We start from the raw sequence: 23,489 nt of genomic DNA, 5'->3' as shown, positions 1-23,489 counted from the left end.
TTGATCTAACTTTTAAAAGTGTTGCGAAGCAACACTTTTAAAAAATTTCTTGCCTGTTCCTTATTTAGTTTGAGTAACTCGCCAGCTCAGTTTGAGATTAAACCAGAAGTTCCATATAGTCACAATCGCGATCGCAATTAAGTTAGCAAGATATTGATTGATATGAGCATAGTTGTAGAGCAGATTGAGAATGATCAAATTTAATCCCATTCCAAATAAGCAAATAAAGTTGAACTTCAAAAACCGCTTAATCCTTTTGCGCCATCCCTTTTGATGACTAGAAATATCACTAAATGTCCATAGATCATTCCATAAAAAATTGTTGATCACTGCAACTTCCGAAGAAATGATTTTACTGCGGGTCAATCCCCAGTGTAAGGTTGAGGCATCGCTGAGCAAGTATAAGATTGCCATATCTACACATACTCCACTAAAGCCAACGATGCCAAATTTTAAAAAACGCTTAATAGGAACCCTCAGCCTTTCGCGAATTCTACTAATTCTGCCCCGCGATCGCAGTCTTAGTAAATGCATAATGTAATCTACATACTGCCGCCAAGTAACCTTACTCTCTCCCTCTTGGCGCTCCTGAAATATATAACCTACCTCTGCGACCTTACCGACATTTCCACGTCCTAAGACTTCAATCAAAATTTTGTATCCCAATGGATTCATCAAGCAATTAGCGATCGCACTGCGCCTAACCATAAAATAACCACTCATCGGATCAGAAACCCGACCGATCACATTCGGTAAAATGATTAATCCCAACATCTGCGCTCCTCGGGAAAGAACCCGACGGATAAATCCCCAATCACTAACTCCACCACCTTCAACATGCCGACTAGCAACAACTAAATCTGCTCCATTTTGCATCTCATTGAGCATATTAATCAGGGTTTCAGGGGGATGTTGTAAATCACCATCAATCACACCCAAGATTTCCCCCTGTGCAGCTTGCCAACCCCGAATCACTGCTGTTGATAGTCCCTTTTCCTGTTGCCGACGCATCACGCGCAATTTGGGATAGTGAGGCATTAATTCCAATCCCACTTGCCACGTTCGATCTGGACTATCATCATCAACAATAATTAACTCGTAGTTTCCCTCCCAATAGCTATTTAAAATTTGACTGAGAACCTCAACTAACTTCTCTAAATTTTTGCTCTCATTATAGGTAGGAATAATTAAAGAGAAAGTTGCTGATTTGGTGGAACTTGTCCCTAATACATCTTCAGTGTAGATCAGTTCATTAATTTGCAAGGAACCGAGAGGGACAGGGACAAGAGAGTAGGACATTGAGGTCTAAAGATGTCAGGTGTATGGACTACAAGTAAAGGGTCAATGCATTTTAAGCAAAGTAGTTATTATTCTAGCCTTCAGAGCGGTTTAAAACTTAATTCTCTTCTATATGACTTATATTTTTGGGTTTGGGGTTTGAATAAAGAACTGATTTTTTGTGGTGCGATGAAGTTGCTCTGACTTAAAACCTAGAGAAATTTTTGAAAGTGCAGCTTAGCCGCACTTTCAAAAATTTCTCTGTACTACTTCAAGCTTCAACAGGCTATATCATATTCGTCCAAACTTTAGTAGGTAGTACAAAATATACTACAACCAGTCAAAAAACAGGTGTAGTGCAAATTCTGGACACTCTTAGCTGATAATGTATTGGGTTGGGTAGCGAAAACTTCCCTATCTATGTAGCTCACAATACCTGCACAGATAACATTATGGTTCAAAACGCCGCAAAAACCAGCTTTATTGCTTTAGAGAATATTGGGAAGTCTTACTTACAACCAAATGGACAGACTATCTCAATCATTGAAAATATTAATTGTCAGTTGCAAGTAGGTGAAATTATTGCGTTGTTAGGTCCTTCGGGATCTGGCAAATCAACAATTATGCGAATGATTGCAGGTTTGATTCCACCTTCTAGCGGCAGGGTGTTGTATTACAATCGTCCTCTAGTGGGCTTAAATCCTGGAGTCGCGATCGTCTTTCAAAATTTTGCACTTTACCCTTGGCTCACGGTTCTCGAAAATGTGGAACTGGGATTGAAAGCCAAGGGGGAACCAAAGGATACAAGATTACAAAAAGCACTCCGCATGATCGATGTCATTGGCTTAGATGGCTTTGAAAACGCCTATCCTAAAGAACTTTCAGGTGGAATGCGGCAACGTGTTGGTTTTGCAAGAGCTTTGGCTGTTGAACCTGAGCTATTGTGCATGGACGAGCCATTTTCAGCTCTAGATGTACTGACGGCAGAAAACTTGCGCTTTGAACTACTTGACCTATGGCTTGAAAAAAGAATTCCCACTAAATCGATTTTAATCGTGACTCATGGGATCGAAGAAGCAGTGACACTTGCCGATCGCGTGATTGTATTAGGTCGCAACCCCGGACGGATTCGTGCCGATTTGCCAATCACGTTACCCCATTATCGCGATCGCAAAAGCCCTGAATTCCAAGCTTTAGTTGACCAAGTTTATAAAATCCTCACTAATCCCGATCTCCCTGATATTTCCACACAGCCCACCACCACTTCTTCTATCCCGACAACCAAACCACCTTCTCAACCGAAATATCAATCTTTGCCCCATGTGCGGATTGGATCAGTAGCTGGTTTATTGGAACTACTTGAAGGTCGGCAAGAGAAGGATATTTATCGTATTGCCCAAGAACTGTTATTAGAAGTCGATGATTTACTCCCAATTGTTGATGCGAGTAAATTAATGGAACTAGTTGCTGTTACTGAGGGGGATATTCAACTGTCAGCCAATGGAGAGAAGTTTATCAATAGTAATATTGATGAACGCAAAGCAATTATTCGTGATTTGTTGCAGCAACACATTCGCTTAGTCCAACAGATTTGTCAGCTTTTATTAGCTAAACGCAATCATCGGATTTCTGAGGAACTAGTTCTCGATATCCTAGAGAATTATTTCACTAGTAAAGAAGCGCAACGACAACTCAGGACAGCAATGGATTGGGGTCGCTATGCTGAGCTATTTAGTTATGATGAGCCTTCAGGAGAAATCTTTATCGAAGATAGTGCCGTTGAATTATTTGACTATCGTGATTCCTCAGATTCTATCCTCATTGATGAGAGTAACCATCAAATTGAAGATGATAACCCATAGTTTTCTGTTATCCAGATAATTCTTTAGAAGCTCTGCATAGCAAGGCTTTTAAAGAATTATCTGCATCTTTTGCCTGTACATATTTTTTATTCTACGGTTTAGCTTGGATTGCTTATGTTTCAGCCCACTATCGATCCTAAGTCAGAGTTTCGCACCAGATGGGGTATTGGCGATGTGCTATTGCCTTTAGCGATCGTCTCTCTGATTTTCATTATTGTTCAGACTGCGAGTAAATTTACAGGAACCTATGATAGTGAATATGTCATCAATCTATCCTTAAGTTTTTTACCTAATTATGCTTTGCAGACCTTAGTGCGAATGCTTGCTGCCTATGGCTTATCACTAATATTTAGCCTGACCTATGCCTACATTGCCTATCGTTCTGCTACTTGGGCAAAGGTTCTCATTCCTTTATTAGATATTTTACAGTCAATTCCCGTACTTTCATTTTTACCTGCTGTGGTATTAGCTTTAGTGGGCTTATTCCCTGGACAGCGCTTGGGCATCGAATTAGCTTCAATTTTGCTGATCTTTACAGGTATGACATGGAATATGACTTTTAGTTTTTATCAATCTTTAAGTAGCATTCCTAATGAGTTAATTGAGGCTAGTCAGGTGTATCGCCTTAGCCCTTGGCAAAGATTTTGGACGTTAGAACTACCATCGGGAGTCGTTGGGTTAGTTTGGAATAGTGTGATGTCTGTGGCTGGTGGATGGTTCTTTTTAATGCAAACAGAATCCTTTACCCTTTCCAATCGCAACTTTACATTACCGGGGTTGGGTTCATTCCTGAAGGCAGCAGCCGATAAAGGAGATAACATCGCGATTCTCTGTGGGATTATTGTTTTAATTGGGATTATTACCATCATTGATTATTTGATTTGGCGACCACTGATTGCTTGGGCAGAAAAGTTTAAGCATGAAACGGTTGAAGCTACGCAAGTACCTGAGTCACGGGTATTAGACTTTTTAAGGCGATCGCCAACCATGCGAATTATTAGCGATCGCCTATTTACACCGTTAGCCGAAGCCGTTAATCGTGGCTTTAGCAGCAAACCTAAAGCTTCTCCTGAGAGTCAACATAAAGCATCTAAATGGATTAACTGGCTAAACTGGATAATCATTGGTTTAGTCGGATTCATTGTTTTAGGTGGAACTATTGAAGCTGCTTTATTATTAAGTCAGATGCCCTTAGCTTCTTGGCAACAGGTCATGATCGGATCGCTATACACTTCGCTACGAGTTTTAGCTGTGCTGATTTTGTCACTGCTAATTACTGTTCCTATTGGTGTCACGATTGGGCGCAGTCCGAAGTTAGCCCAAATCCTTCAACCAATAGTACAGATTGCGGCTTCTGTGCCTGCTACTGCGCTGTTCCCAATTCTATTGTTAGGTTTGGCAAATATTGGTGGAGGATTAGATATTGGGGCAGTAATTCTGATGACTTTAGGAAGTATGTGGTACATCCTCTTTAATGTGATTGCAGGAGCACAAGCAATTCCATCAGAGCTTTTTGAAGCGGCAAGGGTTTATAAACTCTCATCCCTAGAGCGCTGGCGCACCTTGATTTTACCTGGGATTTTCCCCTATCTAGTCACAGGCATTATTACCGCAGTTGGTGGTGCATGGAACGCTAGTATTGCAGGGGAATATATCAAATTTCAGGGAAAAATACTGACCGCAACAGGTTTAGGTTCCACAATTACCCAAGCTTCAGATATTGGAGATTTTCCTCTGTTACTGGCTTCGACGATTGTTATGTCATTACTAGTTGTTACCACCAATCGCTTAGTTTGGAGACCACTATATCGGCTAGCTCAGGTTAAGTATCAATTAATGGTCTAAATTAACGCCAGTTCAAGCTAAGCCTATAAATTTTGTAATACCAGAAAGAAAGCCTTGCTTAGTAAGGCTTTTCTGGTATTTATAGATAATTCAAATAAAAACTACAGCTTCGACTTCGCTCAGCTAGCTTACACCGAGGGCTGAGCGAAGTCGAAGCCCCTCTGCAAGTTAAATAACCTACATTCAGCAGGTTATTTAAGACAAAAAATAATATTTACGAGAAGAGGCTCCGAGAAAGTGCAAAATCTGATTTTGTCTATCAGTAAGCTTAATCTGATATTTAACATGGTCAAGACAGACCAAATGAACAGAGAGAAAGCACCTGATTGACTGACAAAAGTGGTAAGAGAAGTTGCGAGAAAGTATACAGAGATTGAATTTGAGTAAAAAAGAGGCGTATGCTGTTTTTTGAAGAAAAAGGAGCATAGGACAAATGCCCCAAAACGCCTCACGTATCTATAATGAACTAATAAAATTCGGGAGTCAATACAGCCAGTGGTCAGATGTGCGCCATTTGGGAGTAATGGCGTGGATGATGGTGGGAATGATCGCCACAGGGAGTGTGAATTTAACGAAGTGGTTAAGCCATATCAACACAAAAGCATTGATCGCCCAAAGCACGCAAAGACAACTATCAAGATGGCTGAACAATCCGCGCATAAATCCAGCTAAGCTATACAGTCCAGTAATCAAAGAGTTAATCGCTAAATGGAAAGAGCCAGAAATATATCTGAGTTTTGATACCAGTCAACTGTGGGAAGAATACAGCATGATCCGATTGTGTGTAGTTCATCAGGGAAGAGCTTTACCGTTATGTTGGCGTGCTAAGTACAGGACAAAAATTTAATGGAGTTAAAGAAGGCTTGAGAATTGAGATGTAAGTCAAAGATGATGTGACGAAGGAAATCAAAACCAAGGCGAAAAATGCTTTTAGGAAGACGACCGTGTTTTTTAGGCTTGAGGGGATTTAGTTGAGCCAACCAAAGCCCAGAAGAAAAAGCCCAACATAAAGCCAGAGTAAGCAAAGCAATTAGTTTGGAAAGACGTTCAGGATCTTGAAGATGAGTGGACTCCAAACAAAAGCCACGGGTTTTAAAGCACCCGAATAAAGTCTCAATAGCCCAACGCTTAGCATAGTCAGCAATAGCCGTATCAGGGTCATGAGTCGTCGCGACAATTAATAAATCGCCATCATCAAGACGCATAGCGGCTATACGAAGCCAATGGTTCCAAACCTTTCTGGGCTTGGACAATACTTTGGACTGACCAACTTGGAGGTCTTGAAAACAAATGTCGGCACGCAGTTTTTTCTGCCCGTCATTGAGCAAAGTATTTTTACGGCGGATACGAAAACGGTTACATGGTTCACACAACAAGTAATCTAACCAATCCTCACCGACAAACTCTCGGTCTGCACTCAAAAAGTCGATTTTGCGGTCTCCAAATATTTCCAGAAATCGATTACACAATTCACAGCGCTCACGGGTGTTTGAGTTACCTTTTTTGTCCAGCATCATCCATACCAACGGGAATGCAATACCGTAATGCACTATTCCCAATGTCAGCACATTAAACACGGTTTTACCGAATTCCCAATCGGTGCGGTCGATAGAAATTACCCAAGGTTCGGGGATTTGCATGACTTTGACGACCATGAGTGCGATCTTTTCATAGTCCACTTCAAAGTCGAAAAAATCTCTGTAACCTCTTATAGTGTGATTCGACTTTGGCATAACCACTAAATCCTGTGGCAATTTCAGCTAGGTTTACTGTCTTTACTCGCATTAGCGCGATCAAGAACATGGACACAAAGGCTAGTCTTGCTCTATTCCATTGCAGATGTTGCTGCAACTTTTCTCGGAATAGGTTAATCTCTTTCATAGGGGTTTTATTTACGATGTGGTTATCTTTTATAAAACCCCTCCCTGCCTACTTTTGCAACTTTTTGTCCTGTACTAAGGTTGGCGTGTAATCAAACATCGCAGTAGTAGTGTGGAGATGAGTAGCTATCAAGACATGCTCAAACGCGCATCGAAACTGTTGCCCGTGAATGTCAAAGTAGTTTTATTAGCAGACCGAGCATTTGCTAATCCAGAACTGGTGCGCTATGTGTGGGAATTAAAATGGCAATGTCGGATTCGGATCAAGGGTAATTTCTGGATATATGCCCCCAAGCATGGCTGGCAAACAGTCAAACAATTACATCTTCGTCTTGGTGAAGCTAAGTTGATCCACAATGTTAAAGTTCACAAAACTGAGTCCAAGCGTCTTACCGATGTGCATATTGCGGCGGCTTGGGAATCTGGGAGCCGAGAGTATTGGTATATTCTCAGTACTGAACCTACCACACTCCAAACTTTTTGGGAGTATGGTCTGAGATTCGATATTGAGGAGAATTTCTTGGATGATAAATCTAATGGCTTTGATTTAGAATCTTCGCGTTTACGTTCGGCTCCTGCCATTTCTCGCCTTTGTTTTGTGATAGCACTGACCACCTTGTTTTTAACGGCTCAAGGACTGGCGGTTGCTGATTCTGGCTATCGTCGTTTGGTTGATCCTCATTGGTTTCGTGGGCTTAGTTATCTCAAGATTGGCTGGAACTGGATTCACACCGCTATCACTAAAAACTGGGCTTTCTTGCCTTTCTACTCTTTTACTTCTTATCTTGACTCTCACCCTGCTATTGCTTCTCGTCGAAAACATCTTCAGAAATTATTCCGCATTGAGTTCTATGCTTCTACTCTCGACTATGCTTCATAGACTTTTGTCAGTCAATCAGGAGAAAGCACTGAAGTATCCAACGAAAAGTAGGACGAGGAGAGGGCTTACCTTTTTGATCAGGAAGAGTTGCATTGGCTTTATCTAAGAAAGCATTTAAGAAAGCAAGGGCGCACTAAAACAGGTATGAATACTGATGAAGTCTAGTATCAGCCAGCCAAAATGCGCCAACCCTATAATACCGATTTATCCAATGAAGAGTGGGAAATAATAGCTCCAATGATGCCAAAACCATCAAAATTGGGGAGACCACCAAAAACAAATTTTCGGGAAGTGCTGAATGAGATTTTCTACATAGCCAAGAATGGTTGTACATGGGAAAATCTGCCCCATGATTTGCCAACATATTCGACCATCTACTTCTACTTTCAAAGATGGACAAAAACAGGAGTTATAGCTGAAATCAATTACCAGATAAGCACACAAGTACGATTAGCAGATGGTCGAGAAGCAACACCGAGTCTAGCCAGTCTCGATAGTCAAAGTATTAAAACCATGGATAGTGCAGGTAGTCGTGGTATTGATGGTGGAAAAAAGGTTAAGGGTCGCAAACGATTCATCATGGTTGATACATTGGGGTTAGTCTTTGGCGCTCTCGTATGCCCAGCAAATGTTGGCGAGAGAGCAGGAGCGATGAGACTATTAGCAAATCTCAAGTATCCACTGAGACGCTTACAAAAGATATTAGTTGACAAGGGATTCTCTGGCGAGGATATCACCCAGTGGGTTAAAGACAACTTTAGTTGCACTTGGGAAGTAAGCAAACGGTCGGAATCACAGAAAGGGTTTGTTGTTGAATCAAAGCGTTGGGTAGTGGAGAGAACCTTCGCTTGGATAGACAAATATCGTAGACTTAGCAAGGACTATGAATTTTATGAGAATATCTCAGAGTCGTTTATTTACATAGCTTTGATCCGAAAAATGCTTAAAAATCTTACTGCTGTCAATTCTTAAATGCTTTCTAAAGCAACTCTGAGTTGTCTTTGCCCCAAACTATAGACCATGAGAGCAAGAGTCATGAGCATCGCCAAAGCCATGATCCGTTTCGTATTTTTGAGAAAAACACTGGAAGCGAAGAATAGAGAGTCTTTGAGAAAGCGAAATCCTCGTTCCGTAGATTGCTGTCCCTTATATTCACGTAAGATTTCGCATTCAGTCCATTTTTGAGAATCGAGCAAATTGGTAGCAAGAATAAAGCGTCCAACTTGTTGACGATGAATAGCAATGATTAAAGGGTTTTCGACCAAAGTGGCATGAACGTGAAAGGAATGATGAGTTGCTTTAGTATTGGGACGACCTCTTTGCGAATAATGCGGTTGAGCAAGGATTTTAGGCTCATCAAGCTTGTGGTAATTCAGCGTTTTCTCAAAGTCTGTGATAGCACTGAGGGCATCAGCTTCGCAGACAAAACTTTTATTCATTAAGCTCTTTAGGACTTTCTCTTTCTCTTTCAAGGCTTTCTCTATCTGCTTCGATAAAGTTTTGAGTTCGGATTCCATCCTTTGTTGGCTTTCGACAACAATCCATTGCTGTTTGACCCCTGCATACAGCAAATTCTGATCAAACCCGCCACAAAAGAAGCTACCTAAAAGGCTCAAAGCAGATGCCACAATGATGGAACCAATTAAGAGCATCTTCATCAGTAATAGTCTGAATAGACGAAGTAATTGCCGCATCAAGAGCCTCGATTGTACGAGCTTTAGCTGAACGAATAATTTCCTTTAACTTTGACCAACATAACTCAATCGGTGATAAGTCTGGAGAATAAGGAGGGAGAAACTTGACCTTAGCCCCAACAGATTCAATTAAGATTTTCGCAATTTCTGCGTAATGTACTGGCAAATTGTCCATAGCAACAATTGCTCCAACCCATAATTGAGGCAATAATATTTTTTCAATAAAAACTAAGAAGCTTGCAGTGTTTAAACTCCCTACAAAAGTCATTGCTGCTATCAACCCAGTATCACTCATTGCGCCAATTAAAGTAATGTTCTTACCTTTGTTGCTTGGACGGTCGTCATATACTCTTGCTCCCCCTTCACATCTGCCATAGAACCTTGTCATCGCCAGATTTAGTCCTGTCTCATCAATGAATACAAGGTTTTTTACATCTATTGTATCGAGCCAACTCCGAAACTCATAGCGCAATTTTTGGACTCTCTCTGTGGCTTGTTCACTGGCTACTAAAGTTTTTTTTTACGCCCTAAATCCAATCGCTTGAGAGTACGACTTAAACTCGATACACTCACCTTAATTTCTTTGGTTTCTTGGAGTTTTTCTTTTATCTCTCGCAGCTTAGTACAGGACAAAAAGTTGCAAAAGTAGGCAGGGAGGGGTTTTATAAAAGATAACCACATCGTAAATAAAACCCCTATGAAAGAGATTAACCTATTCCGAGAAAAGTTGCAGCAACATCTGCAATGGAATAGAGCAAGACTAGCCTTTGTGTCCATGTTCTTGATCGCGCTAATGCGAGTAAAGACAGTAAACCTAGCTGAAATTGCCACAGGATTTAGTGGTTATGCCAAAGTCGAATCACACTATAAGAGGTTACAGAGATTTTTTCGAGACTTTGAAGTGGACTATGAAAAGATCGCACTCATGGTCGTCAAAGTCATGCAAATCCCCGAACCTTGGGTAATTTCTATCGACCGCACCGATTGGGAATTCGGTAAAACCGTGTTTAATGTGCTGACATTGGGAATAGTGCATTACGGTATTGCATTCCCGTTGGTATGGATGATGCTGGACAAAAAAGGTAACTCAAACACCCGTGAGCGCTGTGAATTGTGTAATCGATTTCTGGAAATATTTGGAGACCGCAAAATCGACTTTTTGAGTGCAGACCGAGAGTTTGTCGGTGAGGATTGGTTAGATTACTTGTTGTGTGAACCATGTAACCGTTTTCGTATCCGCATTCGTAAAAATACTTTGCTCAATGACGGGCAGAAAAAACTGCGTGCCGACATTTGTTTTCAAGACCTCCAAGTTGGTCAGTCCAAAGTATTGTCCAAGCCCAGAAAGGTTTGGAACCATTGGCTTCGTATAGCCGCTATGCGTCTTGATGATGGCGATTTATTAATTGTCGCGACGACTCATGACCCTGATACGGCTATTGCTGACTATGCTAAGCGTTGGGCTATTGAGACTTTATTCGGGTGCTTTAAAACCCGTGGCTTTTGTTTGGAGTCCACTCATCTTCAAGATCCTGAACGTCTTTCCAAACTAATTGCTTTGCTTACTCTGGCTTTATGTTGGGCTTTTTCTTCTGGGCTTTGGTTGGCTCAACTAAATCCCCTCAAGCCTAAAAAACACGGTCGTCTTCCTAAAAGCATTTTTCGCCTTGGTTTTGATTTCCTTCGTCACATCATCTTTGACTTACATCTCAATTCTCAAGCCTTCTTTAACTCCATTAAATTTTTGTCCTGTACTTAGCTCTCGCAGATATATATCATTTTGTTCTCTAACAATTGCTTTCACTAATTCTTCATTCTTGCCTTTAATTTTGGATCGTCGATCTCCTCCTTGCGGTTTTGCTGCGATTTCATCTGTTTCTCGATACCGACGCAAAAAATCTCGCACAAAAGACAGACTTACTTTAAATCGTTTTGCCAAATCTCTCTGCGTATTTTCTTTGTTTTGCCATGCACTTAATATCTTTTCCCGTAAATCAAGCGAATATGCTGCCATATTTTATTTCTATTTCGTGATCCTTCTAGATTACTCTTCCTGTGGCGGGTTTGATCGGAATTTGCTGTAAGTACTACAGACTACGCAAAAACGATAACCTTTGTGGTCTTTCTGCTGACTGAATTGTTCGGGCAATATAATTTGGATTAGCTCCTGTGCAGCTTTTATCGTTGCGGGTACTCGACTAATCCAATCGATGATATTACCAAATTCTCTCAGATTGGTTTCACTATAGAAGGCTGCATCCATTACATACAAGTCTGGTTGTTCTCCTTCCCATTCTGCCTGAAATGCTTTGATTACCTCTGGAAAAGTGCTCTGGTCTGTTTTGTTCCCATCGGCAACATTCATGAATATCGGGATTCCTTCTTCTTCACTGGTCAGTAAATGCCATGTAAATTGCTTCAAGTCTGGGCGATGGTCTCGTGAGTATCCTTGCGTAATTGCGATCGCTACTGCCTCGGTGGCTTCTTCTTCGACTAAATTTTTCTCTCCTGATTCCGTTGTTTGATACTTCCCATGCACTGACATACTTGTACCGTCAAGATGTGTATTCTTGACGCTAACTCCAAATCGTTTACACATCTCTGTGGCTATCTTCACAAATATTAGTGTGATCCCATATTCATATAATTGATCCATCACTCTTCCTAGTCGGCTTTCGTTTAGATATTCTGCTTTTACTCCTGCTCCGATTAGATGTTCTGTCGCTTTTCCTAAAAAAAAGTCACTGAATAAATATAATGGAGCCGTTAAGAAACCCATGCAGTTTAATATCATCGCTTTCACTACTTGTCCCGCACTTACTTTCTCTTGCGGATGGCTACCTATCTCCCGATCTATGATTTCGACTATCCCAATATCATCTACTATCCCTGCAATAATACCCAGATGGTCTATGTCTTGTACGTCTATCTCAGGCATTTGGCTATTTTGATTGCTCTTAATTAAAAATATCTTATTTCAAATTTAACCTGCTGAATCTAGGATTTAAAGCAACTATAAGAGAGTTTTTGCTACACAGGTTTCTCCAATAGTTCAATTTATCGCTATAGAAATAAATAGAAATAAAAAGAGGTGCAAACAATGTTTGCACCTCTTTTTATTAAGAAAAGCTTAGTTACTATTGAACAACCACTTTACCTTGCATACCAGCGCCACGATGAGGAGAGCAATAGTAAGAGAATTCACCAGCTTCGTTGAAGGTAGACTCTAGCTCAGCCTTAGGCTTTTGAGCCAACTTCTTGTGAGAAAGTTCTTCATGACCGTCAAATACGATGTTGTGAGGGAAAGCTTTGTTGTTAAGCCATTTGACAGTATCGCCAACTTTTATTGTTACTACCTTAGGATCGAATACCAACTGACCACCATCAGAACCCATTTTAACGGTGACGGTATCAGCAGAAGCAGAGGTAGCAGACATGAAGAAGCTACCAACAACAAGCACGAGGCTAGCGATCAAAAGACCAAGCTTTTTTGCAAATGCAGAAATATTCATGATTAGTTACCGACTAAAATTCAACTGAAATTGCACAAATTCGACTCGACTCGAATTAAATGTGACTAAAACACGTAGAGAAAGCTATAAGACTTAGCTTTTGGGGCAATTAGACTGTGGCTCGACTAAAAGCACACATTCTTTGTTTAATAGTATATCTTTCCGCCGCCCCAGCCGATACCTTTAACTTTAGGTTCGTAGAGGATGTAACCTGCAATTAGCTTGAGGTCGTTGTCAGTTAGACCACGCATGGTGGGGAAGATATCGGTGCTCTTGAGGCTGGGGTGAACGTCATAGATTTCGGTTACACCATCATAGGTAGTGGGCTTCTTCATGAAATCTACCAAGCCAAGTACGTTGTTACGTGTTGGGTATGCACCTGCAAGGGATTCAGGAGAAAGGTTAACGTTAGGATTAGTAAAGGTTGCGCCGCCGAGGTGGCAGTTAGCACAGGCATTTTGAAATAATTTTTTGCCCTTAGCAATGTCTTTTTGTGTCAAGACAATATTGGTGTTTTCGTTAAGAGGAACGGTACGCAACTCGATAGGAATATCGGCAGCATTGACACTAGGGGTAAAAAGCTGAAAAGCAATCATTACAAAAGCGATCGCCGCAGCTAGATATTTAAAAACATTTTTGTTCATAATTACGGAGATAATTTAGTTAATCTAAGTTTATCTAAAAGAAATTAAGCTAATTTTAAAGATTTATTGCGATTGACTAATCACAGTTAATCTTTAGGTGTTTTAGAATTTTGGGCTTCAGATGCCATGATGACGGCTTTTGCATCTTCCAAAGCGAGTTTGGTTTCTGCATCTTGGTAAGCGATCCCTAGGCGATCACACAGTTTAAATACAGCCTCAATAGTGAGTTTGTAGTCTTCGGCGATCTCAGCGATCGAATAGTCAGCAAAGCCCATAGCAATACTCGTATCTAGTTAATTCTAGAGATGTTTGTGCTATTTTCTCATGCAAAGGGGAGACAAAACCCAAAAAGTAGAGGCAGTACAAAGCCCTGCCTCTACTTTTTAGTTGCTTAATTGCAAGGATGTTGAGATGACAATACAACAGTAACTGTTGTATCGCCCCCAAGAAATTTTTTTATGTCATTGTGCAAAAAGCGCAAAATGGTCAGAATCACTTATCAATTCTGACCATTTTGTGCTTTTTACGACATGGGAAGCACAGCATAAATGGCTATATCGAAACTCATATTGTTTGAAAGTGTTGCTTTGCAACACTTTCAAAAAAGTTCTTGGTTCAGGTTTAAGTGCAAAGTGTTGTAATAAAGTCAGTAGTCAACAGTAAAACAGTAATGACAGCCGCTAATAATTCGCCTGTTAACGCTCTTATTGCTTCACCCGTAACGATTGCAGTTACCCAAGCACCTAGTGAGGTTGTGGTTAATCGCGAAATTGCGATCGCTGGTATAGCCAACTTTACTCAAGTTTTACAAATTCTAGTAACATTGCCTAATGATGCAGTTGTTCCGATGCAAGTTAACCCAAACATGGGGACTTGGCAAGCCAAAATTACGGCTGGTTTACCAACTGCGATGGCGACATTTTTGCGAGTGCAGGCGATTGGTGCAAACAATCAGCTTTTGGCTGAGTTAATAGTCAATGTTTTAGTCAAAAATCCTGATATCGCTCTAGTCACTAAGCAAGCTACACGTTTTAAAGCTTCCCCTGCAGATTCAGAGACTTTACCGCCACAGAGCAAGGTAGATATTAAGGCTGGACAAACCTTTGAGGTCTTGCGCTACGGTACTGTCGATGGACATATCAAGGTTTTGCTCAAGCAACCGATCCCGTCTATGGGAGCATTTGGTTATTTCTATGCGCCTCATGTGGATTTGATTGCACCGATTACGCTAATGGTGAAGCAACCCACGATTTTTAAGATCTCGACAGCGGCTTCGCAAGCTTTACCTGCTAACCAAAAAGTCGAGTTGAAGGCAGGGACTAAGTTATTGTTGGATGGGAACTTTACGATTACCGATAACCATATCCAAGTCAAATTAGCTCAACCATTGGCTCCTGTTGGACAAATTGGATTCTTTTTCCTGCCTCATGTCGAACTATCGAAGCTAGGCGAATCAATTGATTTCTCGAATCCTGAGGATGTTAGTGATATCCCGATCAATGGCGCGATCGCTACAGTGATTACTGACACTTTCTTAAAATCATCATCTCAAAATGCTAGCAGCCTCTCCGATATGCAAAAAATCATGGTTAAGGCTGGCACAACCTATCCAATTAGTGGCTATGCTGCAGTTAATGGTCATTTTCGAGTGAAGTTTACATCTGCAATTGCTCCCATTGGTAATGTGGGATTTTTCTATGAGCGACATATCAGCATCACCAAAAATGGCAAGCCGATACTATTCGATCCTGATATGAAAACCCTAACCCTCAGGCAAAACACAGTACTCAAAAAACGCCCTATTGACTCGCGCCAGTTAGCCACCAATGAATTAGCACCCCTTACAGCAGGTGATGTGTTTGGTCTAGATAGCTATAGCCTGACCGATATTCATTATCAAGTCACCTTAAATGAGGAAGTGCCACCATTGGGCAATTCAGGCTTTGTATTTGTAGGACATGTCAGCCTTAAGCAGGGCAATAAGGTGCTTGACATTAATCCCAAGCGCAAAGTTTTAGGTGTACCCTATTTTTCACAATTAGACAATCCACGTGATCCTTTTGTGACCTGTAATGTCACCTCGATCGCTATGGCGTTAGCTTTTCACGGTAGGCGATCGCGTAATCCGCGGCAGCAGCTAGAAGATGAGCTATATCAATGGGTAATTGATCGCCATGGCAGGCAAGCACGTACGGATAATTCCGTTTTACAACGGCTTTATCATGCCTATGGATTTGGTGGCAACTTTAGTACTAATCGTACATGGTCACAAATTCAACAGGAAATTATCGCCAATCGCCCCGTTGTCATTGGCGGTTACTTCACTCACGGCGGACATATCATTACGATCATTGGCTTTGACGAGAAGGGTTATATTGTCCATGATCCTTATGGAGATGCTCTTACAGGATACAGACAAACAGAAGGCAAGAGCTTGCACTATCCCCATACTTACATGCGTAATATGTGTGGTATCGATGGCGATGTATGGGCGCATTTCATTCTGCCCCAATAATTAACAAAGCAGGTCGGAACATTGCTTTGTTAATTATTGCAACCCTAAACGTTTGTGGAAGCGCAACCCTTCGGATTGCGCTTCTATAGCAATGTAAGTTTTCTAAGCGATCGCCGATCCATCGACTACATCCTGCCAGCGTCCATTGCCAACTGCTCTGATGGCTTCTGGTAATTGGATTGCGCCTGTGTAAATCGATTTACCCACGATCGCACCCTTGACACCGACAGATTCTAACGACAGCAGATTTAACAAATCGGTAATCGAACTGATGCCACCAGAGGCAATGACAGGCACATCAACATTTTCGGCCAGTTGGCGCAAAGCCTCGATATTTGGTCCTTGCATCGTCCCATCACGATGAATGTCGGTATAGATAATCCCTGCAACACCAATCGAGGTCATGCGTCTAGCCAAATCCACCGCCATGACTTCCGAAGTCTCTAGCCAACCTCTTGTGGCAACTTTGCCATCACGGGCATCGATACCAATCATGATTTGTTCAGGAAATTCTGCACAAATATCGGCGATTAGTTGTGAGTTCTCTACTGCGGCTGTGCCTAAGATGACGCGACTAACGCCAGAGTGCAGCACGGAAAGGATACTTTCGCGATCGCGCAAGCCACCACCCATCTGTACACGCATGGGGATGGAACGGGCGATCGCCTCAATTACCTTTAAATTTTGGGGCTTGCCTACCTTTGCACCATCTAAATCAACTACATGCAAATACTTAGCGCCTTGACTGTACCAGCGTTGGGCAACCTCTACAGGGTCTTCACCAAATACTTCTGACTGTTGATAATCCCCTTGATAGAGCCTTACACAGCGTCCATCTAAAATATCAATTGCGGGAATTACATCCATAATTTTTACCTACGATCCCAGAAGCTTATTCTATCTAGATTTAGCGATCGCGGTATAGTACAAATCAAGGAAAAACCAATTTAGTAGTTTTCGCGCCTACGGCGCGAAAACTACTAAATTGGTTTTTATTCAGTTTTTATTTAAAATTTGTCCCTATGAAATCGCCTAAGCAGTCAGTATCGCAACGGTTAATGTCTATTGGTATCGTGATTAGCGTTATCTTTTTGCTGATGGCGATCGTCTCACCTCTGCTCCAAGCTTTCGGGCTGTTAAATCCAAGTGAGTTTCTCAGCTATCCGATCCATGAGCCACCATCAGCACAGCATTGGTTCGGTACAGATTTACAGGGACATGATGTATTTGCCAGAACGATCGCTGGTGCAGGTGTGGCATGGCAAGTCACGCTTGCCTCGACAATCATTAGCTTAGCGATCGGCGTACCCTTGGGGATGCTAAGTGGCTACAAAGGCGGCTGGCTCGATCGCGGTTTAGTCTTCCTCATGGATGCGCTCTACACCTTACCCAGTCTATTGCTCTCACTGACGATCGCCTTTGTGGTCGGTGCGGGTGTCTGGAATGCGGCGATCGCTCTCAGTGTTGCCTATATCCCCCAATATTTTCGGGTAATCCGCAACCAAACCGTGAGTACGAAAACCGAGGTGTATATCGAAGCGGCTCAAGCGATCGGTGCGGATACGAAAACGATCTTAATGAAATATCTCGCGCCCAATGTGATCCAAAGCTTACCTGCTATTTTCACCCTCAACGCCGCCGATGCAATTCTGACGATCGCTGGTTTAGGATTTTTAGGTTTAGGCATCCCTGAAGATGTGCCTGAATGGGGTCACGATCTCAAGCAAGCTCTCGATGCGCTATCGACTGGCGAAAATATCTGGTGGACAACGGTTTTCCCTGGTTTGGCGATTACTTTTATGGCGATCGGGCTTTCTCTCGTAGGTGAAGGTTTGACTCAGAGATTTAGTAGTAAGAAGACTGAGGTTTAACTATGAATTTATACAAATTAAATAGTCATTTTTTGGTTGTCTAATTGACATTTGATTAAATATAAATTTGATGCTAAAGACATGTACAAAGATATTAGTTTCACTACATCTATACCTAAACAAAAAATGTCAAATAAGGTTACACAGGAATTTGAAATACATGACAAGTCTACAAAGCTGGTTATTATTTTGCACGCTTATACTTCCTCCCCAAGTAAAATGATCCATGTGCGTGATGCAGTTGTTGAGGCAATTCCTAACGCTGATATTTTTATCCCTCAACTACCAGCCTCTATCTCTTCATTGGCAAGTCCAATTGAAATTGTTATTAGTCTTCTAAATATAGTTGATCAACTATGGGAGAGAAGGCAGCAAAGAGACGATAAGAATCCCTATGATGGAGTTATCATAATCGGACATAGTCTAGGAGCTATTCTCGCAAGAAAAATTTATATTTATGCTTGTGGAGAAACTAGAGAGCATTTATTTGAACCAGAAGTAATAGAAGTAATAGAAAAAGGTCGTCGAATTTGGGCAAGCAAGGTTGAAAGAATTATCCTGCTAGCTGGAATGAATAGAGGTTGGAAAATATCTCATCATATGCCACTGAGTCATGTAATAATGTGGACATTTGGAATAGTAATTGGGAACATTATACTTCTGGCATCAAAAAATTGTCCTTTGATTTTTAATATTAAGCGTGGTTCACCATTTCTTACGAATCTTAGGATTCAATGGCTTGCAATGAAACAGGCTACAAATTTAAAAGAAGAGAGTACAACTCTAGTCATTCAGCTATTAGGATCTGTCGATGATATTGTTAGTCCTGATGATAATGTTGACTTAATAAGTGGAGAAGACTTTTATTACTTAGACGTACCCATGTCTGGTCATGCAGATGTAATTAACATTGACGATAGGACCAATGCTGGACAGGAAAGGAAAAAAGTGTTTGACATAGCCCTTACTGCTCCATTAACTGAATTGCAACAGTACAGTACACTACCTCAGGATCGGCACGAAATTACATCATTTGTCAAACGTCCAGATGTCCAAAATGTTGTTTTTGTAGTTCATGGTATTCGTGATTTGGGTTACTGGACCCGAAAAATTGCTCGACGGATTCAAAAAATGGGTAAATCTCAAAATATTACCATCGAATCGGAGACTTCAACTTATGGTTATTTTCCCTTACTTTCCTTTCTACTACCTTGGAAACGACGAGAGAAAGTTGCATGGTTAATGGATCAATATACTGAAGCTTTAGCTATTTATCCAAATGCAGAATTCTCTTTTGTTGGTCACAGTCATGGGACGTACCTATTGGCTAAAGCACTTCAAGATTATCCATCTTGTCGTTTTAAAAATGTCGTATTTGCTGGAAGTGTAGTTCGTACAGACTACAATTGGTATCAACATATTGAAAAAGGACAAGTTAAATCTGTCTTAAACTATGTAGCTACTGGAGATTTTGTAGTAGCAATTTTTCCGAAAGCATTTCAAATTTTGGGTCTACAAGATTTAGGGAGTGCTGGTCATGATGGATTTAATCACAACAAATCAGTTGTTAATGTGAAGTTTGTCAATGGAGATCACGGAGCTGCTTTGAATGAGTTGAACTGGGATGCTATAGCCGCTTTTATAGTTGATGACAATCCAAATCTTACTCCAAATGAAATTATTCGAGGGGGACGTTCTCCTTTGGTAATCTTATTAGGTAAGGTAGCACCATTATTATGGTTTCTAATATTAATAGTTTTAATCTTGATAGGTTATTTCATTCTCTTTAATACTTACTTAGCAGAGTGGCAGAAAACAGCAACTTTTTTGTTATATCTATGGAGTGTTTTTAAGATTTTAACCAGTTTTTAATTCAATCACTGCTCGCTTAGGGTGTGTTAATGTAACTTACTTTTTAAGATGTCTAAGTAGTGCGATCGCTGATCGCGTAGGGTGTATTAATGAAATGCAACGCACTTTTTAATATCAATTAAACGAACTTTTTACAACCTTAAACTCCGAAGGTAGCGAGATCTCCAACCACGTAACCATTGGCTGCACAAACGCCATTATTTAGTAGGTTCTCAACACTACCTATTCCAGTATATTAAATAGGAACATAGACACTTTTCTACAATAATCCAAGTATCAAAGCAATCTATGTAAGCAAATTTACTCGTAAAACATGATTTAAATCTGATGAAACGATTAGCATTGCCCCTATCAATTTTGTTTGGGTTTCCCCTCGTTGTCACCACCCAGTCAACTGCACAATCACCAAACTATACCCTTCAACTGAAAGCAAACTCTGATAAATGTCTCCAGAAAAAGAATCCTGATTGGGAGAATGGAAACCCAATTCATCTCTGGGATTGTGGTGTGGATAAGGACAACGAATCTTGGATCTACAACGCTCAAACAGGACAAATTCGTGCCAAGGCTAATCCTAGCAAATGTCTCCACAAGAAGAATCCCGATTGGGAGAATGGAAATCCAATTCATCTCTGGGATTGTGACGTAGATAAGGACAACGAATCTTGGATCTACAACGCTCAAACAGGACAAATTCGTGCCAAGGCTAACCCTGACAAATGCATCCAAAAGAAGAATCCCGATTGGGAGAATGGAAATCCAATTCATCTTTGGGATTGTGGCGTAGATAAGAACAACGAATCTTGGGAAAAGACTATCTTTGCTGTTAATTCTCACACAACTAACACCAATAATCCTAAACCAGCACAGACTGCTCCAGTCAAACCAGTTGCAGCCAATGATGACGCTGAAATTACTTGTAGTGGCTCAAATCAATTGACCAGTGCCGAAATCCAAGAAATCTTGCGAGTTCATAATGCAGCACGCGCTGAGGTTAATGTTCCACCACTCAAATGGAACTGTAAATTAGCAGATTTTGCCCAAGATTGGGTCAATAAAGATGTGTGGGGACATAGTTCTTCGGAAGATCGTCAAAAGATCATCTTGGGTAGCTATTCGGGTGAAAATTTAGCTGCTGCTGCTCCCTCAAGTCAGAATATTGCCACTAATGGACCAACTGGTTGGTGGCAAGAAAAAGCCTTTTGGAACAGTGAATCTGTAAGTTGTCAGTCAGGAAAGGTCTGCGGTCACTATACTCAGATGGTTTGGCGCGATACGGCTGAAGTAGGCTGTGGCTTAAATCGTAAGTCAAGTGCTATGGGTGGCGAATGGACGCAAAATTCAGTCTATTTATCTTGCGTTTACAATCCCGGCGGAAATATTGGTGGGCGTAAGCCATTCTAAAATTGAGATCGCCGCTCTTGTAGGGTGCGTTAATGTAACGCACCCTTATATTTGAAGAATATTAGAAGATCTTGCATTTAGTATTAGCTTTAACTTACTTAGGAACACTTTCACCAGATACTTAATACCAATTCCCAAGATGACAAGAACATTTTGGGAATATCAAACCCCTTCCTTACTAAGTACCAAGTGATTTCTAGCCATGTTTCCCAACGATACGCCAGCAATAGATAATCCAGTAGATTTCGCATCTCCCACAACTCCCATAGAAACATCTAGCCAGCCGCAGCTCAAACCTACCCAAATCCTTTCACCACAAGAATTAAATATATTAAATGCTAAGTCAAATCTGAAAGGAACCTTGCAATTATTAGGGCATCTTGCAGTGATGGCTGGTAGCGGCTATCTCTGGGGTACAAACATGGGAAATCTTAGCGATCGCTGGTTTATTGCCATACCTGCCCTAGTGCTTTACGGATTTAGCATTGCGATTATGTTTGCGCCTTTGCATGAGGCATCCCATCGCACTGTTTTTACGAATAATCGCGCCAATGATGTCCTTTGTTGGTTCGCAGGACTTTTATCTTTTTATAACAGTACCTTCTATCGGCTCTATCACAAATGGCATCATCGCTATACCCAGATTCCTGATAAAGATCCAGAACTTAGCGATCGCAAACCCACAAATCTCAGAGAATATATCATCGAAATTAGCGGGATTACTTGGTGGATTGGCAAGTTTAAGAGACATTTCCTCACCGCGATCGGCAACTTAGAAAATTGTCCATTTATTCCCGAAAGCTCCCGTGCGGAAGTGATTCTCTCTAACCGTTTACAGCTGTTGGTTTATGCCGTAGCGATCGCTATTTCTATCTATTTTCAACAACCTTGGTTTATTACCTATTGGATGCTACCCCTCGCAGTTGGTCAGCCGATTTTAAGATTTCTGCTCCTAGCCGAGCATACCGATCGCCCCAATACCGACAATATGCTTGCCAATACCCGCACCACGCTCACCCTTGCACCCTTACGATTCTTGATTTGGAATATTTCTTACCATGCCGAGCATCATCTCTATGCTTCCATTCCCTTCCATCAATTAGGTGCAGCCCATACAAAATTAAGTTCCCATTTTGAATGTGTCGAAAATGGCTATATCAATGTCCATCGCCAAATCATCGCTAATTTCGGCGCAAAGACTGGGAACTCCGCAGCATGAACGTTTTTACAATTGAGAACTTTCAACTTCAGTGCGGGGCAACTTTGCCACAAGCGCAACTGGTTTATCAGACCCATGGCGAACTAAATGGCGATCGCTCCAATGTAATTCTCTATCCCACCTCCTACGGGGCACAACACCCCGATATTGAGTGGCTAGTGCGACCTGAGGGTATTCTCGATCCGACTAAATGGTTTGTGATCATCATCAATATGTTTGGGAATGGACTATCGAGTTCGCCTAGTAACTGTGCGGAATGTGGCTTAGCTGAGCAAGGTTTCTGGTTTACCCATCTCGATAATGTCACGGCTCAAGAGCAACTGCTACGCGAAGTCTTTGGGATTAAGCGCTTAGCCCTTGTTTACGGCTGGTCGATGGGCGCACAGCAGGCTTATCATTGGGGTGCATTGTATAGCGATCGCGTAGAACGTATCGCCGCAATTTGCGGCACGGCGAAAACTACAGAGCATAATCGCATTTTCCTAGAGAGTTTGCGATATTCTCTAACTAGCGATCCAAATTGGAATGGAACTAGTTTTGATGGCATTCCCGATCGCGGATTTCGCACCTTTGCCAGAATTTACGCCAGTTGGGCAGCATCCCAAGCCTTTTATCGTGAAGGTTTGTATTATCAATTCGGTTACGAATCTCTTGAAGATTATCTTCTGCGTGGTTGGGAAGCTGGCTATCGCAAGCGCGATCCGCGAAATTTGATGGCAATGCTTGACACTTGGCTCAGGTGCGATGTCAGTGATAATCCTATTTATCAAAAAGATTATGAACTTGCCATGCGATCGATTCAAGCGAAAACCCTAGTCATGCCCAGCACTACGGATTTGTATTTTACCCCCGAAGATTGCGATCGCGAAGCGACTCTAATTCCCAATAGTTCCTATCTTCCCATTCCTTCGATCTGGGGACATCGTGCGGGCAATCCCTATCAAAATCCTGAAGATGAACAGTTCATACGTCAAGCAGTTTGGGAATTGCTAAGTGGGTAAGCAGAAACAGCC

General features: G+C 41.5%; 19 protein-coding genes and 3 pseudogenes. 12 read left to right on the top strand and 10 right to left on the bottom strand.

Features of this window, described 5'->3' with window-relative positions:
• Positions 1 to 60 precede the first annotated feature (60 nt).
• On the bottom strand, positions 61 to 1,299 hold the full coding sequence (locus HC246_RS10760; RefSeq protein ID WP_169363385.1) for a glycosyltransferase: 1,239 nt from the start codon (positions 1,297 to 1,299) through the stop codon (positions 61 to 63).
• Between the two features lie 431 nt (positions 1,300 to 1,730).
• Between HC246_RS10760 and HC246_RS10755 the strand changes: the two genes are divergently transcribed.
• From HC246_RS10755 to HC246_RS10745, 3 genes are all read left to right on the top strand, one after another.
• Positions 1,731 to 3,140 (top strand): ABC transporter ATP-binding protein, encoded by a 1,410-nt coding sequence (locus tag HC246_RS10755; protein WP_225902939.1) that lies wholly within the window; start codon positions 1,731 to 1,733, stop codon positions 3,138 to 3,140.
• 114 nt (positions 3,141 to 3,254) lie between these two features.
• Positions 3,255 to 4,985: an ABC transporter permease gene (locus HC246_RS10750; protein WP_169363384.1), complete on the top strand. Its 1,731-nt coding sequence runs from the start codon at positions 3,255 to 3,257 to the stop codon at positions 4,983 to 4,985.
• A 433-nt stretch (positions 4,986 to 5,418) separates the two neighbouring features.
• Positions 5,419 to 5,832 (top strand): hypothetical protein, encoded by a 414-nt coding sequence (locus HC246_RS10745; protein ID WP_169363383.1) that lies wholly within the window; start codon positions 5,419 to 5,421, stop codon positions 5,830 to 5,832.
• Here HC246_RS10745 and HC246_RS10740 read toward each other — a convergent pair.
• A pseudogene (locus HC246_RS10740) lies at positions 5,810 to 6,866 on the bottom strand (IS4 family transposase). The gene HC246_RS10745 and the pseudogene HC246_RS10740 sit on opposite strands and share 23 nt — an antisense overlap.
• Before the next feature lie 117 nt (positions 6,867 to 6,983).
• On the opposite strand from HC246_RS10740, the gene HC246_RS10735 reads away from it, so the two are divergent.
• The gene (locus tag HC246_RS10735; RefSeq protein WP_169363382.1) at positions 6,984 to 7,745 is read left to right on the top strand and encodes a transposase; all 762 of its coding nucleotides are present in this window, start codon (positions 6,984 to 6,986) and stop codon (positions 7,743 to 7,745) included.
• Between the two features lie 180 nt (positions 7,746 to 7,925).
• The gene (locus HC246_RS10730) at positions 7,926 to 8,717 is read left to right on the top strand and encodes an IS5 family transposase (RefSeq protein ID WP_169363381.1); all 792 of its coding nucleotides are present in this window, start codon (positions 7,926 to 7,928) and stop codon (positions 8,715 to 8,717) included.
• Positions 8,718 to 8,719: 2 nt separating this feature from the next.
• On the opposite strand, the pseudogene HC246_RS10725 reads toward HC246_RS10730, so the two are convergent.
• Positions 8,720 to 9,397: pseudogene (locus tag HC246_RS10725) on the bottom strand (IS1634 family transposase); the annotation flags it as partial.
• Positions 9,345 to 9,926: pseudogene (locus HC246_RS10720) on the bottom strand (IS630 family transposase); the annotation flags it as partial. The pseudogenes HC246_RS10720 and HC246_RS10725, both read right to left, overlap by 53 nt.
• 210 nt (positions 9,927 to 10,136) lie before the next feature.
• Here HC246_RS10720 and HC246_RS10715 point away from each other — a divergent pair.
• Positions 10,137 to 11,198 (top strand): IS4 family transposase, encoded by a 1,062-nt coding sequence (locus HC246_RS10715; protein WP_169362074.1) that lies wholly within the window; start codon positions 10,137 to 10,139, stop codon positions 11,196 to 11,198.
• Here HC246_RS10715 and HC246_RS10710 read toward each other — a convergent pair.
• The 5 genes from HC246_RS10710 to HC246_RS10690 form a co-directional block, all read right to left on the bottom strand.
• On the bottom strand, positions 11,142 to 11,453 hold the full coding sequence (locus HC246_RS10710; RefSeq protein WP_169363378.1) for a COG3415 family protein: 312 nt from the start codon (positions 11,451 to 11,453) through the stop codon (positions 11,142 to 11,144). The genes HC246_RS10715 and HC246_RS10710 overlap by 57 nt on opposite strands.
• Before the next feature lie 30 nt (positions 11,454 to 11,483).
• Positions 11,484 to 12,377 (bottom strand): IS1634 family transposase, encoded by an 894-nt coding sequence (locus HC246_RS10705; RefSeq protein ID WP_169363377.1) that lies wholly within the window; start codon positions 12,375 to 12,377, stop codon positions 11,484 to 11,486.
• A 199-nt stretch (positions 12,378 to 12,576) separates the two neighbouring features.
• Entirely contained in the window at positions 12,577 to 12,951 is a 375-nt protein-coding gene (gene petE / locus HC246_RS10700) for a plastocyanin (RefSeq protein WP_169363376.1), read from the bottom strand.
• 146 nt (positions 12,952 to 13,097) lie between these two features.
• Complete coding sequence (gene psbV / locus HC246_RS10695; protein ID WP_169363375.1) at positions 13,098 to 13,595, bottom strand: photosystem II cytochrome c-550; 498 nt, start codon at positions 13,593 to 13,595, stop codon at positions 13,098 to 13,100.
• 86 nt (positions 13,596 to 13,681) lie between these two features.
• The gene (locus tag HC246_RS10690) at positions 13,682 to 13,870 is read right to left on the bottom strand and encodes a translation initiation factor IF-2 (protein ID WP_169363374.1); all 189 of its coding nucleotides are present in this window, start codon (positions 13,868 to 13,870) and stop codon (positions 13,682 to 13,684) included.
• 395 nt (positions 13,871 to 14,265) lie between these two features.
• Between HC246_RS10690 and HC246_RS10685 the strand changes: the two genes are divergently transcribed.
• Positions 14,266 to 16,110: a C39 family peptidase gene (locus tag HC246_RS10685; RefSeq protein ID WP_169363373.1), complete on the top strand. Its 1,845-nt coding sequence runs from the start codon at positions 14,266 to 14,268 to the stop codon at positions 16,108 to 16,110.
• Between the two features lie 102 nt (positions 16,111 to 16,212).
• Here the strand turns inward: HC246_RS10685 and hisA are convergent, their stop codons facing one another.
• Positions 16,213 to 16,977: a 1-(5-phosphoribosyl)-5-[(5-phosphoribosylamino)methylideneamino]imidazole-4-carboxamide isomerase gene (gene hisA / locus HC246_RS10680; protein WP_169363372.1), complete on the bottom strand. Its 765-nt coding sequence runs from the start codon at positions 16,975 to 16,977 to the stop codon at positions 16,213 to 16,215.
• Between the two features lie 155 nt (positions 16,978 to 17,132).
• Here hisA and HC246_RS10675 point away from each other — a divergent pair, with 155 nt between their 5' ends.
• The 5 genes from HC246_RS10675 to HC246_RS10655 all read left to right on the top strand — a co-directional run bounded on the left by HC246_RS10675 (position 17,133) and on the right by HC246_RS10655 (position 23,477).
• Positions 17,133 to 17,981 (top strand): ABC transporter permease, encoded by an 849-nt coding sequence (locus HC246_RS10675; RefSeq protein WP_169363371.1) that lies wholly within the window; start codon positions 17,133 to 17,135, stop codon positions 17,979 to 17,981.
• Positions 17,982 to 18,032: 51 nt separating this feature from the next.
• Positions 18,033 to 19,853 (top strand): alpha/beta hydrolase, encoded by a 1,821-nt coding sequence (locus tag HC246_RS10670; protein ID WP_169363370.1) that lies wholly within the window; start codon positions 18,033 to 18,035, stop codon positions 19,851 to 19,853.
• A gap of 327 nt (positions 19,854 to 20,180) precedes the next feature.
• Complete coding sequence (locus HC246_RS10665) at positions 20,181 to 21,257, top strand: ricin-type beta-trefoil lectin domain protein (protein ID WP_169363369.1); 1,077 nt, start codon at positions 20,181 to 20,183, stop codon at positions 21,255 to 21,257.
• 202 nt (positions 21,258 to 21,459) lie between these two features.
• Entirely contained in the window at positions 21,460 to 22,476 is a 1,017-nt protein-coding gene (locus HC246_RS10660) for a fatty acid desaturase family protein (RefSeq protein WP_225902938.1), read from the top strand.
• A complete protein-coding gene (locus HC246_RS10655; RefSeq protein WP_169363368.1) occupies positions 22,473 to 23,477 on the top strand; it encodes an alpha/beta fold hydrolase in 1,005 nt (334 codons plus the stop codon). The genes HC246_RS10660 and HC246_RS10655 overlap by 4 nt, the downstream gene beginning before the upstream one ends.
• Positions 23,478 to 23,489: the final 12 nt, after the last annotated feature.

This window comes from Pseudanabaena yagii GIHE-NHR1, assembly GCF_012863495.1.
Taxonomy (GTDB): domain Bacteria; phylum Cyanobacteriota; class Cyanobacteriia; order Pseudanabaenales; family Pseudanabaenaceae; genus Pseudanabaena; species Pseudanabaena yagii.
The sequence above is the reverse complement of the archived record's forward strand: the minus strand, read 5'-3'. Positions and strand labels throughout refer to the sequence as shown.